This window comes from Allocoleopsis franciscana PCC 7113 (assembly GCF_000317515.1).
Taxonomy (GTDB): Bacteria; Cyanobacteriota; Cyanobacteriia; order Cyanobacteriales; family Coleofasciculaceae; genus Allocoleopsis; species Allocoleopsis franciscana.
Map to the genome: position 1 here is coordinate 3,496,602 of NC_019738.1, position 21,239 is coordinate 3,517,840.

Sequence of the window (21,239 nt, forward strand, 5' to 3'; positions counted from 1 at the left end):
TTTGAAACTGTTGAATCTGGCTGGGGCGACTGTGGTTTGGAACTGACTAGAGGTGACGATCGCGGTCGGGGAGGAAGCTGGACAACTCTCACAGGCTGTAAGTCAGAAGTTTTTGAGGGCTGGTCTGGGGTCGGCATTGGAATCATTAACACGATCGCATGGAGTGCCAGGGATATCCAGAGAGGCAGATGGTGTGAAGGCTTGAATCGAGTCGGTTGGTGTTTCAATGCAAATGCAGGAACAGGAAGAATTGACAGGATGGCAGGTCAATCCTAGAATCACACAATATAATGATAATCATTATCAAGCCTTACGCAAACCTGGTAGTTCCTCAACCAAATCATTGGAGCACATCAGAATGGTTCGTTTTTTCTGTCATCGTTGGTTACTCGCGATCGCCTCGGTCACAGTCAGTGTTTTGGGGCATAGTGCGGTTGCTTCTAGTGCAACTCCAAAAGTAGTTGCCACCAACTCCATTCTCTGTGACTTGACGCGACAAGTTGCCCAGGAGAGCATTGATCTGACCTGCTTGATGAAGCCAGGGCAAGACCCCCATACCTATCAACTCACACCCTCAGATCGTCGGGCGATCGAAGAAGCACAACTGATTCTCTATGGTGGCTATGGCTACGAACCTGCGTTAGAGCAAGCGATTAGAGCCAGTGAATTGACTTTGCAAAAGTGATTTGGGATTAGGCAGAAATGTATTAAAGCGGTTAGGGCTACCAAAATTCATTCAGTGCTTCGATATGTGAGGAGAATGATTCATGTCTGAGATGATTGTATCTACAAAATTCGGCTAACGTTGCGAACGCAAATGCAGCTATCACAACCCTTCATCCGACTTACAAATTGCTCGAATTTCCAACATTTCCCATTGGTATTTTGAACGAGTCGTATTTCCTGGCGACTTGCTCCTCTTCGAGGCTGTTGCAGGGGCAACACTTGAAATCTATAGCGGTGATGATATCACGACATTGCTTTCCGACCGTATTCCATGTGAAAGTTTACAGATTACAACGCCAAATTACTCCATTTCTTAGGCTCATATAAAATGACATCTTCACTATCAGAACTGCCCCTCAAGCGAGGAATGCCTGTCACTATCATTACAGGGTTTCTCGGCAGTGGTAAAACTACTTTGCTGAATCATATTCTGAGCAATTGCCAGAATTTAAAAGTTGCGATTTTAGTGAATGAGTTTGGAGACATTAACATCGATAGCCAATTACTCGTATCAATGGATGAAGATATGGTGGAACTGAGTAATGGCTGTATTTGTTGTACGATTAATGATGGGTTGGTGGATGCGGTTTATAACGTGCTAGAGCGTGACGATCGTGTGGATTACATGGTAATTGAAACCACAGGCGTTGCTGACCCGCTGCCAATTATTCTGACGTTTTTGGGTACAGAATTACGCGACTTGACCCAACTCGATTCGATTATTACTGTTGTTGATGCCGAAACCTTTACGCCCGATCACTTCGATAGTGAAGCCGCCTTCAAGCAGATTGCCTACGGAGATATCACGATTTTGAACAAAACCGATCTAGCAGATCCAGATCAGATTCAGAACCTGGAGGCTTACATTCGCACCGTCAAAGAATGTGCCAGAATTCTTCATAGCCAGCATGGAAAGGTTCCACTACCGTTGATTCTGGATGTAGGTTACAACAATCCGGAAGCCTATGCTGATTTAGTTCAGGAAGAGATTGAGCAATCTCAGCACGATCGCGACCATCATTCGCACGATCATCATGAAGATCACACCCATCATCCCCATGAACACCATCATCACCATTCGCACGATCATCATGAAGATCACACCCATCATCCCCATGAACACCATCATCACCATTCCGATCATCTAGATAATGATGGATTTGTGTCGATCGCCTTTGAGAGCGATCGCCCTTTTGATGTCCACAAGTTTGAATCGTTCCTGCAAGAACAATTGCCCCAGGAAGTCTTCCGGGCAAAAGGAATCCTCTGGTTTGCTGACAGCGAGTTGCGCCATATCTTTCAACTGAGTGGTCCGCGCTTTGACATTCAGGCAGAAGAGTGGCGGACTTCACCCAGTAATCAACTTGTGTTTATTGGGCGCAATCTGGATGCAGAGAACCTGCGGCAAAACCTGAAGCATTGTCTTGCCTAATCGGAGTCTTTCAGTAGCTTTGCCGTCTGCTGGAGGTAGAGCCATGCATACTCTGTGTCTCTACACCATACGGCTGGTTGTCATCTTACTTTAATTCACTCATGACATTATCTATTTCACCGGACGATATCCGCAAGCAAACCATTAGCACTCAAGCCAAGTCTCCCGTTTCTGAAGAAGAAATGCGGCAAGCGGTTCGCACATTGCTATTGGGCATGGGTGAAGACCCCGATCGCGAAGGGCTTCGTGATACCCCCAAACGAGTAGTCAAAGCGCTCAAATTCTTAACCTCTGGCTACCACCAATCCCTAGATGAGTTGCTCAATGGGGCTGTTTTCCATGAAGATGCCAACGAAATGGTATTAGTGCGCGACATTGATTTGTTTAGTTCCTGTGAGCATCACATTCTACCGATTTTGGGACGTGCTCATGTAGCTTATATTCCCAATGGGAAAGTGATTGGCTTATCCAAAATTGCCCGAATTTGTGAAATGTATGCCCGTCGCTTGCAAGTACAGGAACGACTCACTGCACAAATTGCCGATGCTATTCAAGGATTGCTTAAACCGCAAGGGGTTGCCGTAGTCGTTGAAGCTACTCATATGTGTATGGTGATGCGGGGCGTGCAAAAACCCGGTTCTTGGACAGTGACAAGTTCGATGCAAGGCGTATTTGCCGACGATGCCAAAACCCGTCAGGAATTTATGGATTTGATTCGTCACAGACCATCCTTCCACTAATCTCTTTCCTCACAAGCGAGGCAGTGGTTTTCTAGTCCACCATTGCCTCTTTTTTTCAGTTCAATTGCTGAGTTCCGAGCTGAATTTATGTTAGATACTCTTGCCACTTCATCTGATAAACTACCCGTAACTATCATTACAGGCTTTCTCGGCAGTGGTAAAACAACATTGTTGAATTACATCCTGCAAAATTTTGACAACTATAAAGTTGCTGTTTTAGTCAATGAGTTTGGCGATATCAACATAGACAGTCAGTTCTTGATTGGTGTTGAAGAAGACATGATCGAACTGACGAATGGCTGTATCTGCTGTACAATTAACGACAATCTGACAGAGGCAGTTTATCGAGTATTAGAACGACGCGATCGGATTGACTATCTGATTGTTGAAACCACAGGTGTGGCTGACCCGTTACCGATTGCGCTGACCTTTTTAGGAAAAGACTTGCGAGACCTAACTCAGTTGGATGCAATTTTAACGCTTGTGGATGCAGAAACATTTATATCTGAAGCATTAAACAGTGAAGCGGCAAATCGGCAACTCATGTATGGAGACATGATTTTGCTCAATAAAATTGATTTGGTTGCCGAGGCTGATCTCAACACCATAGAAACTCATGCTCGTGCTATTAAACAGGGAGCAAAAATTCTGCGATGTGAGTATGGTAGAGTTCCACTATCGCTAATTTTAGATGTTAATTTTTCTGAGTCAGGTTCCTCTGAGCAAGTGCTGAGTGCTCCCCAGTCAGGAGCATCAAATCATTTGGCAAACGATGGGTTTATGTCGGTGTCGTTTCAGAGCGATCGCCCGCTTGCCATGAAAAAATTTCAACAGTTCCTCGACTACCGACTGCCCGATAATGTGTTTCGAGCAAAGGGTGTTCTTTGGTTTGCCGAAAGCCCAAAACGTCACTTATTTCAACTGAGTGGCAAGCGATTCACCATTGATGACAGTGAGTGGACAAAAACTCCCAAAAATCAACTCGTGTTGATTGGACGTAAGCTTGACCCGCTTTTTTTGCAACAAACGCTGAATAACTGTCTAACTCGCCAACAGGTATGAACCAGACTATGCTGTGGATAGAGCAATTAAAATTTAACGAGAGGGGACTGATTCCGGCGATCGCCCAGGACTATCAAGACAATACCGTTTTGATGATGGCTTGGATGAACCGCGAATCGATTCAGCGAACCTTAGAAACAGGAGAAGCTCATTACTGGAGCCGTTCGCGTGCAGAACTGTGGCATAAAGGTGCAACTTCTGGACACATTCAAAAAGTCAAAGCGTTTTATTACGATTGTGATGCCGATACACTTCTATTGAAAATTGAGCAGGTGGGTAATGTTGCCTGCCATACAGGGGCAAGAAGCTGTTTCTTTAATTCAGTTTCACTTCCAACGATTGAGTTCAGCGGATTTTGCGAGCAGAAGAAGACTTGGAAACTTAACCGAAACTTGTGAATCCGCCCACTAAGTTCCATTGCAACGATTTGTCATACTTCCGTGTTAACTCATTCAGCTAACTTCTTTCTTACTCTACCTCTTCACTCCCGCTCTCCGCTGTATCCTCGATCTCGTCGGTTTCATCCTCTTCAGAGCTTGATGCACTACCTAAAATTCGCTGGCGATCGCTTGGCTCGGTAATCCCATACAAATCCAACACCTTCTCGTCAATTTCTGCATCGATCTGAGCAACTTCATCGAGCAGAGTTTGAATCTCGGTGCGACGTTGCTGTTCAGCGGTAAAAAAGGTGTTGAGATCAGGGGCTTCATAGGGCAGAGTCACCTGATTTTTAATCTCATCCCAGGTTTTGCCTTGCCATTGGGGACGTTTTAAGTAGCCGAGGAGATAACGACGAATGTTGTCATCTTCAATGACAAGCCAAAGTTTGTTATGGCGTAATACAACACTGGTAGGATAGCGATCGGGTGTATAGACATTGCTGCTTATCGAAACTTGCAAATCACAGCGATCGGGAATGGTAAATAACCCTGCGGCTTTCGCATCAAACAAAGTTAATGTTGAAAAGTTGGGATTTCCTTGTTGAACTTCGGCTAAAAGGCGATTGTAGGGAATCTCAATTAGTGTATTGCCATCCCGTTGTTTACGAATGACATAACCCTGTTCTCGAAATTCATTGAGTTGAGCGTTTTTGGAGAGAATGCGATCGACTTTCTCAACTAAATCTGCTTGAGTTTCAGCATCAGCAGGATAGATAGGTAGTTGTCGAAAATAAGCAGGATTGATCGTTACTTGATCATTTCTTCTTCGATACCAAAAATTTAAGAGAGATGAGTTTAAGAGAGCTAAAATATATTTCAAATTGTAACTTGGATCGGAAGCAATAATTACGTTATAGTTCTCCCTTACATAAAAGTCTTGATTATCATAGGCAGCAACTAAACGACGTTTTAATGCTCGATTGCGGAATCTTATAACAATTATTTTTGGTTGCTCAAAGTACCTTGATTCACGAGCACGCCATAGCCAATTTCCATAATGGATATAGTTCTTTAAACTACCCCAACGTAAAGAGTAACGTCCAATAGAACTATTGCTATCAAGTAAAGGTTTCCAATCTGGATCACTTGGTGGAATATTACGCCGATTTCTAATATGGTTGCTTGTTCTTCTTTGTTCTTTTCCCTTGTAAGGAATAATTCCTTGATTACTTTCTGTTACATCTTCTAATTTCAACACTCTTGTACTAGCCCCATTCCTATTAACAGAGATACGGCAAGCATCTTCGATTAACTGCATTAGTGAGTCATAACGAATATCGATTTCCCATCTTTGATTGCTTATCCATCGAGATTGTTCTTGGACAATAATTTCATCCCAATCCCTAGCTATCAGCTTATCGAGAGTATCGCGCAGTTCGAGGATATAAATCTGAGGTTGTTGTTCTATACGTCTCTGTTCATCACTATCCTTTGTTATAAATATCAATACACAGTCAACATTAGCGTCCGACCATATTCCTTGTGGTAAGTCTACTATTTGCTCAATACGTCCTGCATCTAATAACTCCTTGCGTAAAGTGGCAGTATTCGTACCCATTAAATAAGTATTCGGTGTAATGAAACCAAGCTTGCCTCCAATTCCTAAAAGCTCAATCCCAAGCTTGAGAAAGAAAACATAAGTGTCAGGTTGACCAAAGAATACGTCTGAGTAATCCGATCTCAGCACAACCTTATATTCATCACTTAAACTTGCACCATAAGGTGGATTAGCTACGACAAAAGCAAAACCATTGGAATAGGGAGTGTTGGGCGATCGACTTTTAATTTGATCCACCTGATCGCTTTCTTCTGCAATCAACGTATTAAACATTAGAGAACGGTAGGTTCCCGTCGGTCGCGCCAGAGCATCGACATTGTAAATATGGAAGCGTTGAATTTTGGGGCGTTGCCCCTTGTCATGTGCCAGCTTGACCAGATCTAAGACCTGAATCAGCAAATTGACTTCGGATAAGTAACAGGCAAACGGATTGAGATCGAACCCATAAAGGTTGTTTTGCACACGATCCAGCACCGATGCCGGATCGTCAATTTGGTTAGCATTGCCTTTATAGGTTTCGACTAATCGTTTTGCCGCTGCCACCAAAAACGAACCGCTTCCACAAGCCGGATCAATCAGGCGTTTGTTAGCTCCAATAATGCCTGCACCAGTCCGATAGCCCACCTCATCCAAAATATAATTGACGATTTCTGGAGGGGTGTAATATTGTCCCTTCTCCTTCTTCTCCTTGCGGTTGACATAGGTGCTGTAAACGGTTCCAACAATATCCGAATCAACCCCAGCAAAGTTGAAGCGACTGAGTTGGTGCAGTGTCATCACCAACTGTTGTTGATCCAACAAAAACCAGTTAAATAACTCTCGTCCTGTAAAAAAGTGGGCGTAGATGTTTTGGGCATTGTTGTATGCCATATCTAACAACGGGCTGTAGGGATTGCCTGTCGCAAACACCCAGTAACGTTCGATATTTTCTTGCCAATTCTTAACTCCACCATCTGACACAAACCGATGGGGAAAAACGCCTTTATCCTCACAGACTCGAATCAACAACAGCCGAATGAAAACAACATACGCTGCTTGCAAAGCAAATTCATCCTGTCGTTGAGCTTCCTCTAATCCTCCCAACATGGTTTCCTGCACCAAAGCAGTCCAAACCGTGTAGTCATCATGCACTCGAATGTCTATCTGATAGGTCTGCCGGAGAGTGGACTGTCGCTGATGCCACGTAAACACCTTCTCAACGTAGGGCTTGAGAGCATCATTGAGTGGCGTGTATCCTCCCTCTAACGTTGATGGTGCCCTGGGTGGTCTTGCCTGGTTCGCATGTTTCTGCTGAAATGCCTGAGTCAAAATTGCCAGAATTTCAGTAAATAGCTCTTTGGGGCTGATGTAAGCTCTGGCATCCTGTTCCAATCGTAAGAAGATTGCTTCGATCGTGGCTCGATCATCAGAACTCAAATCAACCAAGCTTTGAATCTGATTCAGGCTTGTTAAAACCCGCTCTCGCAATCGCTGAATTTCTTGAGTTGCCGTCTCTACGGCATCATCAGTAATGCGGTTTGCCTTATCCTGATACTCCGCATAACGAGTTAAATGGTTCGCCAGCAATCGTCTCGCATTGCGCTGAAGTTCCAAAACAAGCGACTGCAACGCTTCCACCAATATAGGTTCGTTGCCGCTCTCATCTCCTAAAGGCAATGCCTGCCGTTGCCATGCTTCCTCATCCAGTGCCAGATCTGCTTCTAATCGTTGCAGACTGGTGAAAGCTTCTTTACGAAATAGATCAAATAAATCATGGAGTGCCTGGTTTATTCCATCTGATAAGGTCGGTGCTCCTCCCTGATTCCATTCCTGAATTGCTGTTGAAATATCAAGATCAACAAGGCGTTGAGGGTTATCAGGATCATCAAATTTCCATGCCGTTAACTGCTTACCATTCAGCAACCAGCCCAACCGCACACCCCTCATATAGCCTCTAAGTTGAGAGAGATGGCTATTGGGATCACTTAAATCAAGAGTTAGTGCCAGGGATGTACTCTTGTCCTCCACGATGAAGCACGTCCCATATACGGGATCAGTGGGAGCAAAGTCAGGACGGTCGCCCAAATGTTGCTGGTTATAAACCCGCTCCCCAGCCTCAAAGCCCAGTAGACCTAAAAGGGGACTGGCGATCGCTGTATCAACAATCGATGCCTCGTCTCCACTTCGTTGAGCATCCGAGCGATTCAGATAACTCAGAAAATCAGCACCACGAAAACTTCTTTGGGTGAAAATGCCAAAGAATGCAGTCAAAAATTCGTCAAAGGTTGTTGGATGAGTCATAGCCTGTCGATTATAACCAGGCATCGCAAACACGCATCACAAGGAAAATAATTTTTTAGGGGTTTCCAGTCCCGCGCTGGCAATCAGTCCCTTTCTGTTAAATCTTCATCAAATTTTAAGATCAGTATATGATCGGGCATCCTACCTATAACTTAACGACTATGCCCCCACCGAAGACCTGAGGCAGCATAACAAGGTGATGGAAGGATAAGATAATTAATTCTTTCCTTCTTTACGCCTTCACTTCTACTTTTCTCCTCCACCGCTTTACTGCTTCACTTCTCCAAAGGCTGTTGAATCACTAAACCACTACCTCGCTGTCGAGTCCCAGGATTGATGCTAAACAGACGCACATATTGATGTGGATAACGTTGTAGAAGTTGTGCTACTGCGGCGATCGCCTCCTCTTCCTGCGTCACTTTAATCACGCCACAATCTGACCAGGAATTTGCTCGAAATCGTCGTGTATCCGCCTGTTCCACCCCAATATAAAACTTCTGGCTCAACACATCTCGAATCCAGGCGATCGCTTGAGCATCGAAGCGCGAGGATGGGCGATGTCCATTGCTAGAACCAGGCTGAACGGTTGGGGGTCCGTTTGGTTCATTGCGAAGGGTGGCGATGCAAACCTCATCTTCGGCACAGAGATAGCCCTGACGCAGTTTTTGATTAATGCTCACTACATGACGGGCAAACTCTGAATCTACTTCTTGCACATTGGGTAAATGATCGGCTTGTTGGGGGTTGGTAATGATTGAGCCAGATGCGATATATTTGCCCGCCGGAATTTCTACATTCTCGATTAGTGCATGGGACATAACGATACAACCATCCCCAATACGAGCGTTAAATACAGTTGAACGGAAGCCAATAAAGCAACCGTTTCCCACGTAAGCAGGGCCGTGAATTAAAGCCATGTGCGTAATCGAAGCGTTATCGCTAATCCACACGGAGTAAAGCTGTCCATCATCCCCGATGACTCGTCCCTGTTCCAATCCGTGAATCACCGCTCCATCTTGAATGTTCACATTCGTACCAATATAAAACGGCATTCCTTCGTCGGCTCGAATCGAGACACCGGGAGCAATGTGAACCTGCTCTCCAATCCGCACATCCCCAATCACGTTGGTCAGAGGGTGGATATAGACGGTGGCATCTATGGTTGGCTCAGCGAGTTGTTGTGACCAGGGGGTTGGTGGGGCAGGGATGTTGTACATAGTCATGTTAAAATGAGAGTGATTATCATTCTAAGCATTACTGGAATACTTGATCCAAACCTCGACAATCCAAAATTTGCGATGAGCCTCACTCTATACAACACATTGACTCGCCAAAAAGAGCCGTTCAAAACGATTGAACCCGGTAAAGTCACGATGTATTGCTGTGGGGTAACAGTATACGACTATTGCCATTTGGGTCATGCCCGGTCTTATATCGGCTGGGATGTAGTGCGGCGTTATTTGCAATGGCGGGGTTATCAAGTACGGTATGTGCAGAACTTTACCGATATTGATGACAAAATTTTGAATCGGGCTAGAGTTGAAGGCAGCTCGATGCCAGAAATTGCCGATCGCTACATCAATGCCTACTTTGAGGATATTCGGCGGTTGAACGTCATGGATGCGGATGAGTATCCCCGTGTCACCCAACATATCCCAGCGATTGTTCATCTCATCCAAGCACTGGAAACAAAAGGCTATGCTTACGCTGTGAATGGCGATGTTTACTACAACGTGCAGCAGTTTTCGGAGTATGGCAAACTCTCTGGACGAAAAAGAGAGCAGATGCAAGCTGGGGCAGGTGGACGCATTGACCCAGGCGAAGCAGAGGACAAAAAACAAGACCCTTTTGATTTTGCACTGTGGAAAGCTGCCAAACCAGGGGAGCCTGCGTGGGATTCTCTTTGGGGCAAAGGACGACCTGGGTGGCATATTGAATGCTCGGCAATGATTCGTGCCCGATTGGGTGAGACAATTGATATTCATGGCGGTGGGGGAGATTTGGTGTTTCCCCACCATGAAAATGAAATCGCTCAATCAGAAGTGCTAACAGGTAAGCCCTTGGCTCGATACTGGCTACACAATGGCATGGTGAGAGTGAATGGGGAGAAGATGTCTAAATCGTTAGGGAACTTTACGACCATTCGAGATTTGTTAGACGGTAAATGGTCAGAGTATCCGCAGCCGATTGATCCAATGGTCGTCAGGTTATTCGTTTTGCAAGCTCACTATCGTAAGCCCTTAGATTTTACTGAATCAGCCATTACCGCCGCTGTTCATGGCTGGCAAACCCTCAAAGATGCGCTGAATTTAGACTTAGCTAAATGCAATCTATCGCCACAAGCTACGATTCTTGATGAATTGGACTCACAGGCGATTGCGAAGCGCAGCAGCGAAGCGCTGATCGCCCGTTTTCAAGCGGCAATGGATGATGACTTTAATACGGCGGCTGGATTAGCGGTGTTGTTTGAGTTGGCAAAATCCCTAAAACGAGAGTTTAATCAGCGTTGCTATCAAGGGTCTCAGGAACTTGAGGATGTACACTTACGTGCTTTATCGCAGACGTTGATACAGTTTGCTGGGGTGTTGGGTTTAGAGGTTCAAGCCGAAACCTTACCTGTACCAGAGATTAATGTGAATTGGATTGAATCGCTACTGCAACAACGGCATCAAGCACGCCAAGAAAAACGCTATGCCGAGAGCGATCGCATCCGTAATGAACTGCAAGCAGTGGGCATTACCTTGATTGACGGGTCTGATGGACAAACCCGTTGGCATCGCTCTTGAAAAGGTAATCCGTATGGCTTTCAAATCTATCGTAGAGTTGAGCGCAAAAGAAACTTTATCCGATTATGTAACAGCGATCGCCTGGTCGCCCGTAGGCAATCTCTTAGCTGTTGCTTCTGGTGCCGGAGAAATATGCTTACTGAAGGATTTTGTGGGTCTGTCCTTGTGTCCGCCAACAGGTCAATCGGTCGATGCTTTAGCCTTTTCATGGGATGGCAAGTGGTTGGCAAGCGGTGGGCAAGATGGCAATATTACGCTGTGGCAGATGGAACCCGATGTACCTAAAATCGCGGATACGCTTGAATGTGGTTCTACCTGGGTCGATCGCCTAGATTGGAATCCGACTTGTAATTATTTGGCGTTTAATCGAGGGAAAACTGTTCAGATTTGGGATGCAGATCGGACTGAAGAGGTTACTAGTCTGGTAGGGGTGGCGAGTCCCCAAGATATCCGCTGGTCGCCGGATGGCAAACGTTTGGCGATCGCTGTCAAAAGCAATATCCACATCTGGAATGCCCACAACTGGAATGAACGGCTGTATCAGTGGGAGTTGACCTCACCAGCCAGTGCGATCGCTTGGTCGTCTGATGCTGCCTATCTCGCTAGCGCGATTCATGACCTTAGTGTTGGAGTTCTGGACTGGTCGAAAGCGCAACACCTCCAGCGTGAACCACTCAATGAAGATGAACTCCCTGCAATCCTGTGTGGCTTTCCCGGAAAAGTGCGGAAGCTGGCATGGGCAGATCTCCCACCCTCAGCCGACTTGCCTCCAATTCTAGCCGTGGCAACCCGTGAACTAGTAACAATGTGGATGCAATCGCCGAAAGGCTGGGAAAGTTGGGTACTGGACCTACACGGTGGTAAGGTCTTGGATGTGGCGTTTCAACCCCAGAGTGGTTTACTTGCCTCTGTTTCAGAAGATGGCTGGATTATTTTATGGCAAGCTGCCCTGGAAGCAACTCAGATTCTCGAAGGTGCAGAGGAAGGATTTTCTTGTTTGGCATGGCATCCCACGGGACGGTATTTAGCCGCAGGAGGACAGAGGGGTGAATTATTGGTCTGGTCTACTTGCACGGATGTTTAAGGAACAATTTTTGTGATTACACCTGGTATGACTTCTATCCCCTCGGACTATCCCATATTCGGCACAGAGATTCGATGTCCTCAGTGCCATCAACCAATTCCAGCCTTGCTACTCACAGACTCTTACATTTGCCCTAAGCATGGAGCTTTTGAAGCCAATCCCAATACAGGGGAGTTAATTCATGTTCAGTCGGGGCGATGCTGGCATCAATGGGAAGGTCAATGGTATCGTCAGCATATTCATCCCGATACCCTGCGCTTTGAAATCGCTGAGGCACTTGAGCACCTTTATCAAAATGGATATCGAGCAACCCAGGTGATCGTTGCTCAACGGTATAAAGAGATGCTTGGCAACAGCTTAGAACATCATGCAGACTGGTTTGAGCAGTTTTGTTTTGTGAAGCAACGACTGTATGGAGTGCCAGTGGAATTTAGCCCAGACCAACATACAGAACCTCGTTGGAAAATTATGAACTTTGAGTTTCAAACTGAACCGGGGAACCCAACGAACTATACTTATCCATTTCTCAAAGCATGGCGTTAAGAGGGATAAGGTCATAAAGGTTTACCCTTGAATGACGGAGTATGCCACTCCCTGGCATATAAATTACCTCGCGATGCATTCTGCTAATTGTTGTCTAATCGCGTCTGCATTCAACGTTCGTCCAATGAAAACGAGTTGGTTACAACTTGGTAGGTGAGAACGTTCGCTTTTCAAGTCACATCGCTTACCAGTAAGTTGAAACACATGGCGTAACTGACTCCCCTGAAACCAGAGAATGCCCTTTGCTCGATAAATATTAGGTGATAAATTATCAATAAAAATTTGAAACTTGGACAGATTTAAGGGACGATCGATTTCAAATGAAACTGCCATAAACCCATCATTCTCCAGATGGTGAGAATGATGCTCGTGATGCTCTTGCTCCAGATGGTGAGCGGCTGATGTAATACTTTGATAGAGGCTAGACTCGTTAAAGTTGACATTCAAAATTAGTGGCAATGGCACCTGTGCATATTGTGTTTGGATAACTCTAGCGCCTTGCTTAAAGGAACGAATATAGGCTTCTAGTTCATCAACTTGCTTAGGTGTCACTAAATCAGTTTTATTTAAGAGAATAATATTTTTGATACAAATTTTTCAGGTTATTTAGCAAGTGAAAACCGCCTCGCTGACCTCTATAGTTTCGCTCATTTGGTAAAAATGAGCAGGATTTACAGACAAATAGAGTGTGTTTAGCCATAGGAGAAGTCTGGACTAAAAGAGCGTAATAAGATAAATAGGTTAGTTAGATAGAAACTTGGTGCTGCCTACACACCTAACCCAAACTAGATGCCCTAGAGCTAAGGAAATCGTCCATATCATCTCCTTAAGAAAGAGATGAGCCAAAATCGATAAGGTGATACTATGTTCGTTTCCAAGTAATGTACCAAAAAGCAAAATCAGGCTTTCAAACAAGACGAATCCAGCAATTAAAGCCGTTCCTAGCCAGAGGAAATGACCGCCCATTCTTTCCCGACTGAACCGAGGCTTGATGGTGGCTAGTAAGGTTACTAGAAGCGTTCCCAACCCCATAATTAAACCCCAAACAAAAGAATCAGTTGTCTGAGGATAATTGCGGAGGGTGTACCCCCAAATTTGATTGACCAACCAGATGATTGAAATTGCTTTCACTGCCTGTGTCGGCTTCAGAGTCGTGCCTGCTACAGTCGCAAAGCTGACCAAAGGGGGGTGCGGATAAACTACACTACTGGCACTACCCAGGACAGTGAGCAGAAGAACCCAAAGACGGTTTTGTGCAACAGTAGACCAAGCCAATTTCCATCCTTTAGGTTTGACTGCGCGTACTGGAGCAAGGGGAGTTTTTGTGTGATTCATGGTCATCTGCTATTGTTTTGCCTCGATACTAGAAGTGGTTGATTGAGTACTCAAATAGGGCGCTGCCCCAAACGAGAAGCAGCGAAAAGCTAACGGCTGCAACAACTTGCTGGCTCAAAAGCTTTAGAGCAAAGCGCCAAGATACCTCGCGCACAATCGTTAAAAGAGTGACAAGGCAAGGCAGAATTACACCTGCCAGGTAGACTCCAGTGAGAATCTGCAAGGGGGTCAAAGCCGCCAAAGTATTCGGTTGGGTAAAGAGCAAAATGCCATCTTTGCGAATGGAGGCAAGCACTACGGGTAAAGCGGCTTCAGCCGGAAGGCGAAACAATCCCATTACAGGACTAAGGACACCAGAGAGGGCAGAAAGAACGCCCAGCCAGTCGAGTAGCGAAGCAATAATTGTAATTCCCAAGAAGATAGGGATTGCCTGGAGAAAGAATTGAGATAGGGTGCTGCGGGCTTCGCGCCAGATGGCAATCGGGCGGGGCAATTCCAGGAAGCTACGCCCTTCAACGAGCAACTTATTTAACGGCGATCGCGCTTTTTTGGGTGCTGTCAGTCGAGTGTAAATTAAGGTTGTCACCGTGAGATAGAGCAAATAGGGGACAACCAGATAAGGCAGCTTTGCCGCAGCAAACACGCCGAGGGTTGCCCCGAACTGGTAGGAGCAAGCTGAACCAAATGCGATCGCAGAAATACAAGTTCCCCGCGAACAACTAGAGCAAGCCCTGGTGCTAATTACTGCCGGGACGTTGCAACCGAAACCCATAATCACCCGTACCAAGTCACGGCCACTTAGCCCAAAGGGAAGCATTAGCGGGTGCATCGCCACTGTGATGCGATCGATCAAGCCACTCGCTTTGTAAGCACCAAGAAACAGAGCGTACAGCACAATCGTGGGGATTGCCCAGACGAACAGCAACGGCCCCATCGTCACGAGTCCATATCTACCAACAAGAATTTCCCGTAATAAGGACGGCAGCAGGCTAAGTTGCTCCACTAATGGCTTCACCAAAGCCTGTACTGGCGGATCGACTAGCGCCGCCAACGTGTTAGCACCCCAGACAGCGATGATGGCAGGCAATAAAAGCAGCAAAATTGCTCCAATCGGTCCCCAGTAACGATGTTCCAATAACGTTGGTGGTGGCTCAATCCGCCAGTCAATGCGTTCTGGTGTAAACTCTTGGGTAAAGGTTCTGGGAGATGAAAGAGCCTCTAGAATCTGGACGCGATCGCTCGCACTCAGATGACGGGCATCCACAGGGATGAAACCAATCCCGGAACTCTGGCGGAGACGTTCGAGTACTTGCATGGCTTCTGCTTTAGCTCGTACCTTATCCCAAAAGGTAACAGCCACGACTCCCCGCTTGCCTTGAACCAATGGGAGTAACTCCGCTAAATCCTCGTCGATATGAGTAGCTTGCACTACAAGCAGCACGGTATCTGTTTCTGGCAAACGGTTCAGCACTACTGCCGTCGTCACGCTATCAGACTGGCGCAAAATCCCAGGCGTATCGACAAAGGTGCGATCGCCGTCCCGATAGGTTTCACAAGCCACGGTAGTACCCCGAAAATTCGAGCTATAGGCTGGCTTTTGGGTAAGAGAGGCAATTAACTGGGATTTGCCAACGCTTTCTTTACCGATCGCAACGATGGCAGTGTGGGTAGAGAGTTGTCCAGTAACTTGGTTCATCGCTGTCTATAAAAGAACTCAGCCATTAACAAACACAGTCATTGCTACAGCAAGAAAGGTCATCAAGAAATAAACCCTGTTCGCGGTAAACCTGCAAAGGTGAGGGATCTAAACCCAAACGTTGTGCGATCGCATCAGCCACCACTGCAAACCGCTGCCGGAATTTATAGATAAAACAGAAAATGATATCCTCGTGACGCACAGAAGGTCCAGCAACGAATAACCCTGGAGTCCGGGTCGATTCATCGCATTCATTCAGTACAGCATGTCCGTCAGACCAATGAAACAAATGAGCAATGGTACTGAGACTGCCCTTAAAACCCGTACACAGAATAGGAGGCGTGGGACTCATCCACTGGCGATACTGAATACCCTCATTACCTTGCGCCCCGACGACAACATAACCGTTGTTGTCGCGCTTGACTCCCACAATGTCAGTATTCCCAATTAGTTCAAGGCGACCTGTAGCATAGACAAACTCCAAGCGCTGTAGTGTGTAAGGAGACAAAGAGATGCTCGGATCGGGGTTATTGGATGCCCAACTTTTAGCGCGATCGATTACTCCCACTCGTTTTCCCAAAGCAACTAAATTGGTGGCGGCATCCATTCCGCTTTCATAACCGCCAATCACAATAAACTCATCCCCCTGCATCTCGTCCCAGGAGCGTACCTGAGTATTATGAATGCACAAATCGGCACCGGGAAAGGGATCGAGGCGCGGATACTGAAATTCTCCTGCCGCCCAAATGACAAAGCGGCTTTGAACATCGCCTTGGGAAGTTTTGAGGATAAACCCTTTTTCTCCTGGTAGTGTTTCAATATCGTGAACCTCAATGCCCGTTTTTACCGGAAGCTGAAAATGCTCGACAACCGTTTGTAAATAGAGGGCATACTCCTTACCCGTTAGGTGTTCTCGTCGAAAAGCTAGAGCTGGGGAGGTATTTAGAGCGATCGCATTCAGGTCGAGTAACCCAAAGCCGTGACTGGGAAACGACGGGGTAATAAATCGCATTTGTGCGGGCCAGCGATTAAAAGATGCTCCCACTTCATGGCGCTCTAACAGGATAAAATTTTGGAGTCCTAAATCTTTGAGAACGACCCCACAACCGACCCCCGCCGCACCCGCACCGACAATAACTACATCCAAGATTTGAGAAGAATTCATTACAGCTATTAACTAGAAGTCTATTCTCCAACTTGACAGGTTAAAGCGTCGATTTCTCTTCAATCGCTCCTTGCAGACAAGCTTGCAATTCAGCTAAAGTTAGCGTTCCTAACTCTCCCCCCTTCCTTGTCCGCACACTCAGAGTTTGATTTTCTACTTCCCGTTTACCGACTACAGCAACAACGGGAATTTTCTCTAACTCTGCATTGCGAATTTGCTTGCCCAAACGCTCTCCACTGCGGTCAATCTCAACCCGATACCCAGTTTTTTTAAGCGTGGTGGCAACTGATTCTATATACTCTCGTTGGTCATCGCTCACGGGTAACAGACGCACCTGAATGGGGGCTAACCACAAGGGGAAATCACCTGCATAATTCTCAATTAAAATCCCAAAAAAGCGTTCCAAAGAGCCAAAAATTGCTCGGTGAATCATAATCGGTTGTTGCCGAGTTCCATCAGCCGCCACATATTCTAGTTTGAATCGTTCAGGTAAATTGAAATCAACTTGAATGGTCGAACATTGCCACAAACGACCAATGGCATCTCGAATCTTAAGGTCAATCTTGGGTCCATAGAACGCGCCACCCCCCACATCTTCAATATAATTCCAACCTTTGGCAGTTAAAGCTTGTTTTAAAGCTGTTGTTGCTAACTCCCAAACTTCATCGGCGCCAACAGATTTAGCCGGACGAGTGGACAAATTTACTTCATAATCTGTAAAGCCAAAATCTGATAAAATTTGCTCGGTTAGATTCAGCACTCCTAAGATTTCATCGGCAATTTGGTTCGGTAAACAGAAGATATGAGCATCATCTTGGGTGAATCCTCTGACGCGCATCAAACCATGCATAACTCCCGATCGCTCGTAGCGGTAAACAGTGCCTAATTCAGCAAAGCGCAAGGGAAACTCGCGGTAAGAATGCAGGTCGTGCTTATAGGTTAGAACATGGAAGGGGCAGTTCATCGGCTTAATTTGATAAGCCACATCTTCAATCTTCATCGAGTCAAACATATTCTCTCGATAAAAATCAAAGTGTCCCGATGTTTTCCACAGTTCCAGATTCGCGATATGGGGTGTGTAAAGGAGTTGATAACCCGCTTCTAGGTGAGATTTTTTCCAGTAATCTTCAATAATGTTGCGTATCGCTGCGCCACGCGGATGCCAAAAAACTAAACCACCGCCAGCATCGTCTTGGATACTAAAGAGTTTGAGGTCTTGACCAATTTTTCTATGGTCGCGCCGCTTGGCTTCTTCTTTTTGTTGAAGGTAAGCAGAAAGTTGTTCGGGTGTTTCCCAAGCTGTACCATAGATGCGTTGCAACTGAGGTTTGGTTTCATCTCCTCGCCAGTAAGCACCCGCAACAGTTTCTAAGGCAAAAGCATCGGGATTGATTTCTCCAGTGAAGTTGACGTGAGGACCGGAACACAAATCCCACCAGTAAGCTTCAGGAGGTATTGTTACTTGTTCAAACAGCGTCGGTTCTGATTGATTAGCATCAATGACACCCTTACCGTGGTCAGGGTTGCCGATAAAGTAGCGGGTAATGGTTTCTCCGTCAGGGATACTGTCGAGGATTTCCAGCTTGTAGGGTTCCCCTAACTGCTCAATTTCCGCACGAACCTCCTCCCGATCTACAACTTCGCGGATAATCGGCAAGTTAGCGTTGATAATCTGACGCATTTTGGCTTCAATGCGGCTCAAGTCATCCGGGGTAAAGGGTTGTTGGCGATCGAAGTCGTAGTAAAATCCGGTGTCTGTGGTGGGGCCAATCGTTACTTTTGTCTGTGGGAGGAGAGTTTGCACTGCCATTGCCAAGATGTGAGCGCAGGTGTGACGAATTCGCTCTAGTTTTTGCGGGTCATCTTGGCGGAGGCTGTTCTCAGACGGAGATTGAGTTAATTGACTGACCATAAATCAATATAAAAATAATAATCATTCTCATTCTAGGAGAAAAGGCTAGGTTCAGGCTACATAGAGGGATTCGATCTCCATTAATTCATCCAGGATGTCAATTGACCACTACAAAGAATGGAGTTGTTGCGAACACTCAGGACACAAACCAAAAAATTCGAGTGTGTGATAGTAGACCTTGAAGGATAGCGACTTACACCAAGTCGCCGCCATGTGGCAGACAGGGCAATCTTCAACAGGAATCGACTGACCGCAACGAACACAGGTTAAGTAGTGTCGTTGTTCTGCCCTGACTAGGCTGTAGAGAGACTTACCTGAGTTGAGGGTTCTCGCCTGAATCACTCCCTCTTTTTGGAGTGCTTTCAATATGCGATAAATCGTTGCTAATCCCAAACTTTGATTTTGATGGCGCAGCTCAATATAGAGTTCTTGAGCGCTGATGAAAGCGATCGAGCTGTTTGAGGAGCGTGAGGATTCGCTCCTGACTACTGGCTTGTCGAGCTGGCATAGAGACAACGCTTGTAAGGGAGTATTCGGTACAACTTAAAGTTTCATGACTTGAGCGAACGTTTCCCTCAAGTATTAGATAATGATTATCATTATTGTAACCAAGAAAGTCTCACTACTGCCCATGTCGTCATCTAACACCGTTGCTGACGAGCATTAAACGAGCGGGTGCTGACTTGATTCTCACCTACTTTGCCAAGGAGATGGCGTTGATATTGCATTAGGCAAATTCAACACGCTTGAGGGAGATTTCTACAGATTTTTTTGAGGATTAGACTGCGATGCGATCGCTTTCTGATTGCAATAAGGAACTTTCTCAAGAGCAGAGACAACGAGTGCTTGGTTTCATCGAAGCTTACTGTAACCTGAATTTGGATAAGTCAATGTAGTTGGCGGGAAACATGAGACAGCTTACATTACTAATGTGCTTGTTTCTAACGGTCTTTGCTGTTGGGGTGCGTGCTGAAACTGAAACACCAGAAGAATGGGTAAGGCTGGGACGCCGCGTTCATGGGGGTTTCGGCACCTATGTCGTGGTGGGGATTCGGATTGGTCTTGATGCGATGAAACGTCTGGAAGCTTCACCACGCGATTTAGATGTAACTTACCAAGAGGGACTGCTCTCCCCTTGTCCCTGTGTTGTAGATGGCATCATGATTGCCACCGTCTCCACACCCGGACAAAACTCGCTGCGCGTTCTGCCGACAAGACGCGACCGGAACACCTTTGGCGTTGCGATTATTAAAAATAAGAAAACGGGACAAGCGTTACGTTATACCTTACCCAACTCGGTTCGCTCTCAACTTGATAGTTGGAACCAAAGTTTGACCGAACGCCAGCGCTATGACGCAGTAATGAATGCACCTGCTGACTCTCTGTACATCGTGGAACCTTACGATGAACCAGGGAGCAAGTCATAGTTTAGGGTCTGTGCCATCTATCAAATGAACCTTCGCTACCTGGGTTACTCTTCCAGTTAAAATGGGTAAGCTGTAACCGCTCTTTTTCAGTAGCGATAGCGTTGCGCTGCTGCAAGCAGATCGCATTTCGATTCAAGCGTTCAAAGACTCCTTGCAGCCTAAACCACCAACTGCGCTTGCCAAAAACTGTTCCATCTGGCATTGTTGCGCCATTGAGTATTGCTTTTTGGAGGTTGGCTGTTGAGATGTCAGAAGCTCCCATCAGATTGGCGAGACACAAATTGGCTCGTTGAAAGTTGGTAGTATGCAAGACAGTCTCGCTCAGGTCAGCCTTGATTAGAATGGCTTGTTGGAAGTTGGCTTGACTCAAACAAGCCTGATTTAAATTAGCCATCAAAAGATTTGAAGAGCTGAGGTTTGCACCATGCAGATTAGCTTGACTCAGGTCAACATCCATCAAAGATGCCCGACTTAAATCAACCCATCGCAAATCTGCCCCACTCAAGGAAACCCCTCTTAGGTATATCCCCTGAAGGGAAACTCCACGAAAATACCGTTCTCCCGCTGCGTATTGCCGTAAGAGTTCATCTGCTTTCATGCTTGCTGCTTTTAGGTCTTTAGCTGACCTAGACTAACACCAACGCGATCGCTCAACAATGCCAGGAAGGGGCATAGAAAAAGAAGTCCTGGGTTTTTCCAGGACTAGAGGGAGAAATCTTTTGCTGTTGAGTGTGAACAACCTGGCGCACAAAAGCACGGATTGCGTACTCACTTACGCAAAGTTACTGAAGATGAGCGCCCAAACCGTTCCCGTCACCCCAGCCGCAATTAACAGGTTAGTGAAAAACCGACCTAATTCCGGTTCAAATCCTAGTACCTTATCTTCCTTGCCCGCCGTGAAAAACAATGACCAAGCTTGAGTAGCGGTAATGGGTTCACCGTTGTTGAAGTCAGAGCGAAAAACAACAGGTGCTAACAAATCTTTATTGGTGGGATAGTCAAAATTAGGTGTCATAGCCTTTCTCCGAATTTTTGTAATAGTCGATTTTCTTG

The 21,239-nt window shown here is 46.0% G+C and carries 20 protein-coding genes and 2 pseudogenes; 12 read left to right on the forward strand and 10 right to left on the reverse strand.

Annotated elements, in window-relative coordinates; genetic code table 11:
- The first annotated feature begins 36 nt into the window (after nucleotides 1-36).
- The 7 genes and pseudogenes from MIC7113_RS36395 to hisI all read left to right on the forward strand — a co-directional run bounded on the left by MIC7113_RS36395 (nucleotide 37) and on the right by hisI (nucleotide 4,358).
- Nucleotides 37-276 (forward strand): hypothetical protein, encoded by a 240-nt coding sequence (locus MIC7113_RS36395; RefSeq protein ID WP_155898002.1) that lies wholly within the window; start codon nucleotides 37-39, stop codon nucleotides 274-276.
- Nucleotides 277-358: 82 nt separating this feature from the next.
- Nucleotides 359-685: a metal ABC transporter substrate-binding protein gene (locus MIC7113_RS14560; RefSeq protein WP_081594724.1), complete on the forward strand. Its 327-nt coding sequence runs from the start codon at nucleotides 359-361 to the stop codon at nucleotides 683-685.
- Nucleotides 686-830: 145 nt separating this feature from the next.
- Nucleotides 831-1,043, forward strand: a pseudogene (locus MIC7113_RS34760) (DUF1830 domain-containing protein); the annotation flags it as partial.
- 11 nt (nucleotides 1,044-1,054) lie between these two features.
- Nucleotides 1,055-2,158, forward strand: coding sequence for a CobW family GTP-binding protein (locus tag MIC7113_RS14565; protein WP_015182939.1), 1,104 nt, complete (start codon nucleotides 1,055-1,057; stop codon nucleotides 2,156-2,158).
- 101 nt (nucleotides 2,159-2,259) lie between these two features.
- Nucleotides 2,260-2,898 (forward strand): GTP cyclohydrolase I FolE, encoded by a 639-nt coding sequence (gene folE, locus MIC7113_RS14570; protein ID WP_015182940.1) that lies wholly within the window; start codon nucleotides 2,260-2,262, stop codon nucleotides 2,896-2,898.
- 87 nt (nucleotides 2,899-2,985) lie between these two features.
- Nucleotides 2,986-3,960 (forward strand): CobW family GTP-binding protein, encoded by a 975-nt coding sequence (locus MIC7113_RS14575; protein ID WP_015182941.1) that lies wholly within the window; start codon nucleotides 2,986-2,988, stop codon nucleotides 3,958-3,960.
- On the forward strand, nucleotides 3,957-4,358 hold the full coding sequence (gene hisI, locus MIC7113_RS14580; RefSeq protein ID WP_015182942.1) for a phosphoribosyl-AMP cyclohydrolase: 402 nt from the start codon (nucleotides 3,957-3,959) through the stop codon (nucleotides 4,356-4,358). Before MIC7113_RS14575 ends, hisI begins: the two co-directional genes overlap by 4 nt.
- Before the next feature lie 70 nt (nucleotides 4,359-4,428).
- Here hisI and MIC7113_RS14585 read toward each other — a convergent pair whose 3' ends face one another.
- Complete coding sequence (locus tag MIC7113_RS14585; RefSeq protein ID WP_015182943.1) at nucleotides 4,429-8,262, reverse strand: N-6 DNA methylase; 3,834 nt, start codon at nucleotides 8,260-8,262, stop codon at nucleotides 4,429-4,431.
- 251 nt (nucleotides 8,263-8,513) lie between these two features.
- Nucleotides 8,514-9,455: a ribulose bisphosphate carboxylase small subunit gene (locus MIC7113_RS14590; protein WP_216596383.1), complete on the reverse strand. Its 942-nt coding sequence runs from the start codon at nucleotides 9,453-9,455 to the stop codon at nucleotides 8,514-8,516.
- 81 nt (nucleotides 9,456-9,536) lie between these two features.
- On the opposite strand from MIC7113_RS14590, the gene cysS reads away from it, so the two are divergent.
- The 3 genes from cysS to MIC7113_RS14605 are packed head-to-tail and all read left to right on the forward strand — an operon-like array spanning nucleotide 9,537 to nucleotide 12,651.
- Nucleotides 9,537-11,024, forward strand: coding sequence for a cysteine--tRNA ligase (cysS, locus tag MIC7113_RS14595; protein WP_041780843.1), 1,488 nt, complete (start codon nucleotides 9,537-9,539; stop codon nucleotides 11,022-11,024).
- A 13-nt stretch (nucleotides 11,025-11,037) separates the two neighbouring features.
- The gene (locus MIC7113_RS14600; protein WP_041780844.1) at nucleotides 11,038-12,108 is read left to right on the forward strand and encodes a WD40 repeat domain-containing protein; all 1,071 of its coding nucleotides are present in this window, start codon (nucleotides 11,038-11,040) and stop codon (nucleotides 12,106-12,108) included.
- Between the two features lie 27 nt (nucleotides 12,109-12,135).
- Nucleotides 12,136-12,651, forward strand: coding sequence for a TIGR02652 family protein (locus MIC7113_RS14605; RefSeq protein WP_015182947.1), 516 nt, complete (start codon nucleotides 12,136-12,138; stop codon nucleotides 12,649-12,651).
- Between the two features lie 63 nt (nucleotides 12,652-12,714).
- Here MIC7113_RS14605 and MIC7113_RS14610 read toward each other — a convergent pair whose 3' ends face one another.
- From MIC7113_RS14610 to MIC7113_RS34765, 6 genes are all read right to left on the reverse strand, one after another.
- Nucleotides 12,715-13,203 (reverse strand): GTP-binding protein, encoded by a 489-nt coding sequence (locus tag MIC7113_RS14610; RefSeq protein ID WP_051055692.1) that lies wholly within the window; start codon nucleotides 13,201-13,203, stop codon nucleotides 12,715-12,717.
- A 189-nt stretch (nucleotides 13,204-13,392) separates the two neighbouring features.
- The gene (locus MIC7113_RS37640; protein ID WP_015182948.1) at nucleotides 13,393-13,986 is read right to left on the reverse strand and encodes a hypothetical protein; all 594 of its coding nucleotides are present in this window, start codon (nucleotides 13,984-13,986) and stop codon (nucleotides 13,393-13,395) included.
- 28 nt (nucleotides 13,987-14,014) lie between these two features.
- Nucleotides 14,015-15,682 carry a nucleoside recognition domain-containing protein gene (locus MIC7113_RS14620; RefSeq protein ID WP_015182949.1) on the reverse strand — a complete coding sequence of 556 codons (1,668 nt, stop codon included), beginning with the start codon at nucleotides 15,680-15,682 and terminating at the stop codon, nucleotides 14,015-14,017.
- 25 nt (nucleotides 15,683-15,707) lie between these two features.
- The gene (locus MIC7113_RS14625) at nucleotides 15,708-16,847 is read right to left on the reverse strand and encodes an NAD(P)/FAD-dependent oxidoreductase (protein ID WP_015182950.1); all 1,140 of its coding nucleotides are present in this window, start codon (nucleotides 16,845-16,847) and stop codon (nucleotides 15,708-15,710) included.
- 40 nt (nucleotides 16,848-16,887) lie between these two features.
- On the reverse strand, nucleotides 16,888-18,759 hold the full coding sequence (gene thrS / locus MIC7113_RS14630; RefSeq protein ID WP_015182951.1) for a threonine--tRNA ligase: 1,872 nt from the start codon (nucleotides 18,757-18,759) through the stop codon (nucleotides 16,888-16,890).
- 108 nt (nucleotides 18,760-18,867) lie between these two features.
- Nucleotides 18,868-19,275 carry a Fur family transcriptional regulator gene (locus MIC7113_RS34765; protein WP_315889675.1) on the reverse strand — a complete coding sequence of 136 codons (408 nt, stop codon included), beginning with the start codon at nucleotides 19,273-19,275 and terminating at the stop codon, nucleotides 18,868-18,870.
- Nucleotides 19,276-19,412: 137 nt separating this feature from the next.
- Here MIC7113_RS34765 and MIC7113_RS38995 point away from each other — a divergent pair.
- Nucleotides 19,413-19,490, forward strand: a pseudogene (locus MIC7113_RS38995) (hypothetical protein); the annotation flags it as partial.
- A gap of 177 nt (nucleotides 19,491-19,667) precedes the next feature.
- Nucleotides 19,668-20,186 carry a formylmethanofuran dehydrogenase subunit E family protein gene (locus MIC7113_RS14635; RefSeq protein ID WP_015182952.1) on the forward strand — a complete coding sequence of 173 codons (519 nt, stop codon included), beginning with the start codon at nucleotides 19,668-19,670 and terminating at the stop codon, nucleotides 20,184-20,186.
- A 1-nt stretch (nucleotide 20,187) separates the two neighbouring features.
- Here MIC7113_RS14635 and MIC7113_RS14640 read toward each other — a convergent pair whose 3' ends face one another.
- Together MIC7113_RS14640 and MIC7113_RS14645 are read right to left on the reverse strand one after the other, a co-directional pair.
- Entirely contained in the window at nucleotides 20,188-20,784 is a 597-nt protein-coding gene (locus tag MIC7113_RS14640) for a pentapeptide repeat-containing protein (protein ID WP_015182953.1), read from the reverse strand.
- 174 nt (nucleotides 20,785-20,958) lie between these two features.
- Complete coding sequence (locus MIC7113_RS14645; protein ID WP_015182954.1) at nucleotides 20,959-21,201, reverse strand: hypothetical protein; 243 nt, start codon at nucleotides 21,199-21,201, stop codon at nucleotides 20,959-20,961.
- Nucleotides 21,202-21,239 lie beyond the last annotated feature (38 nt).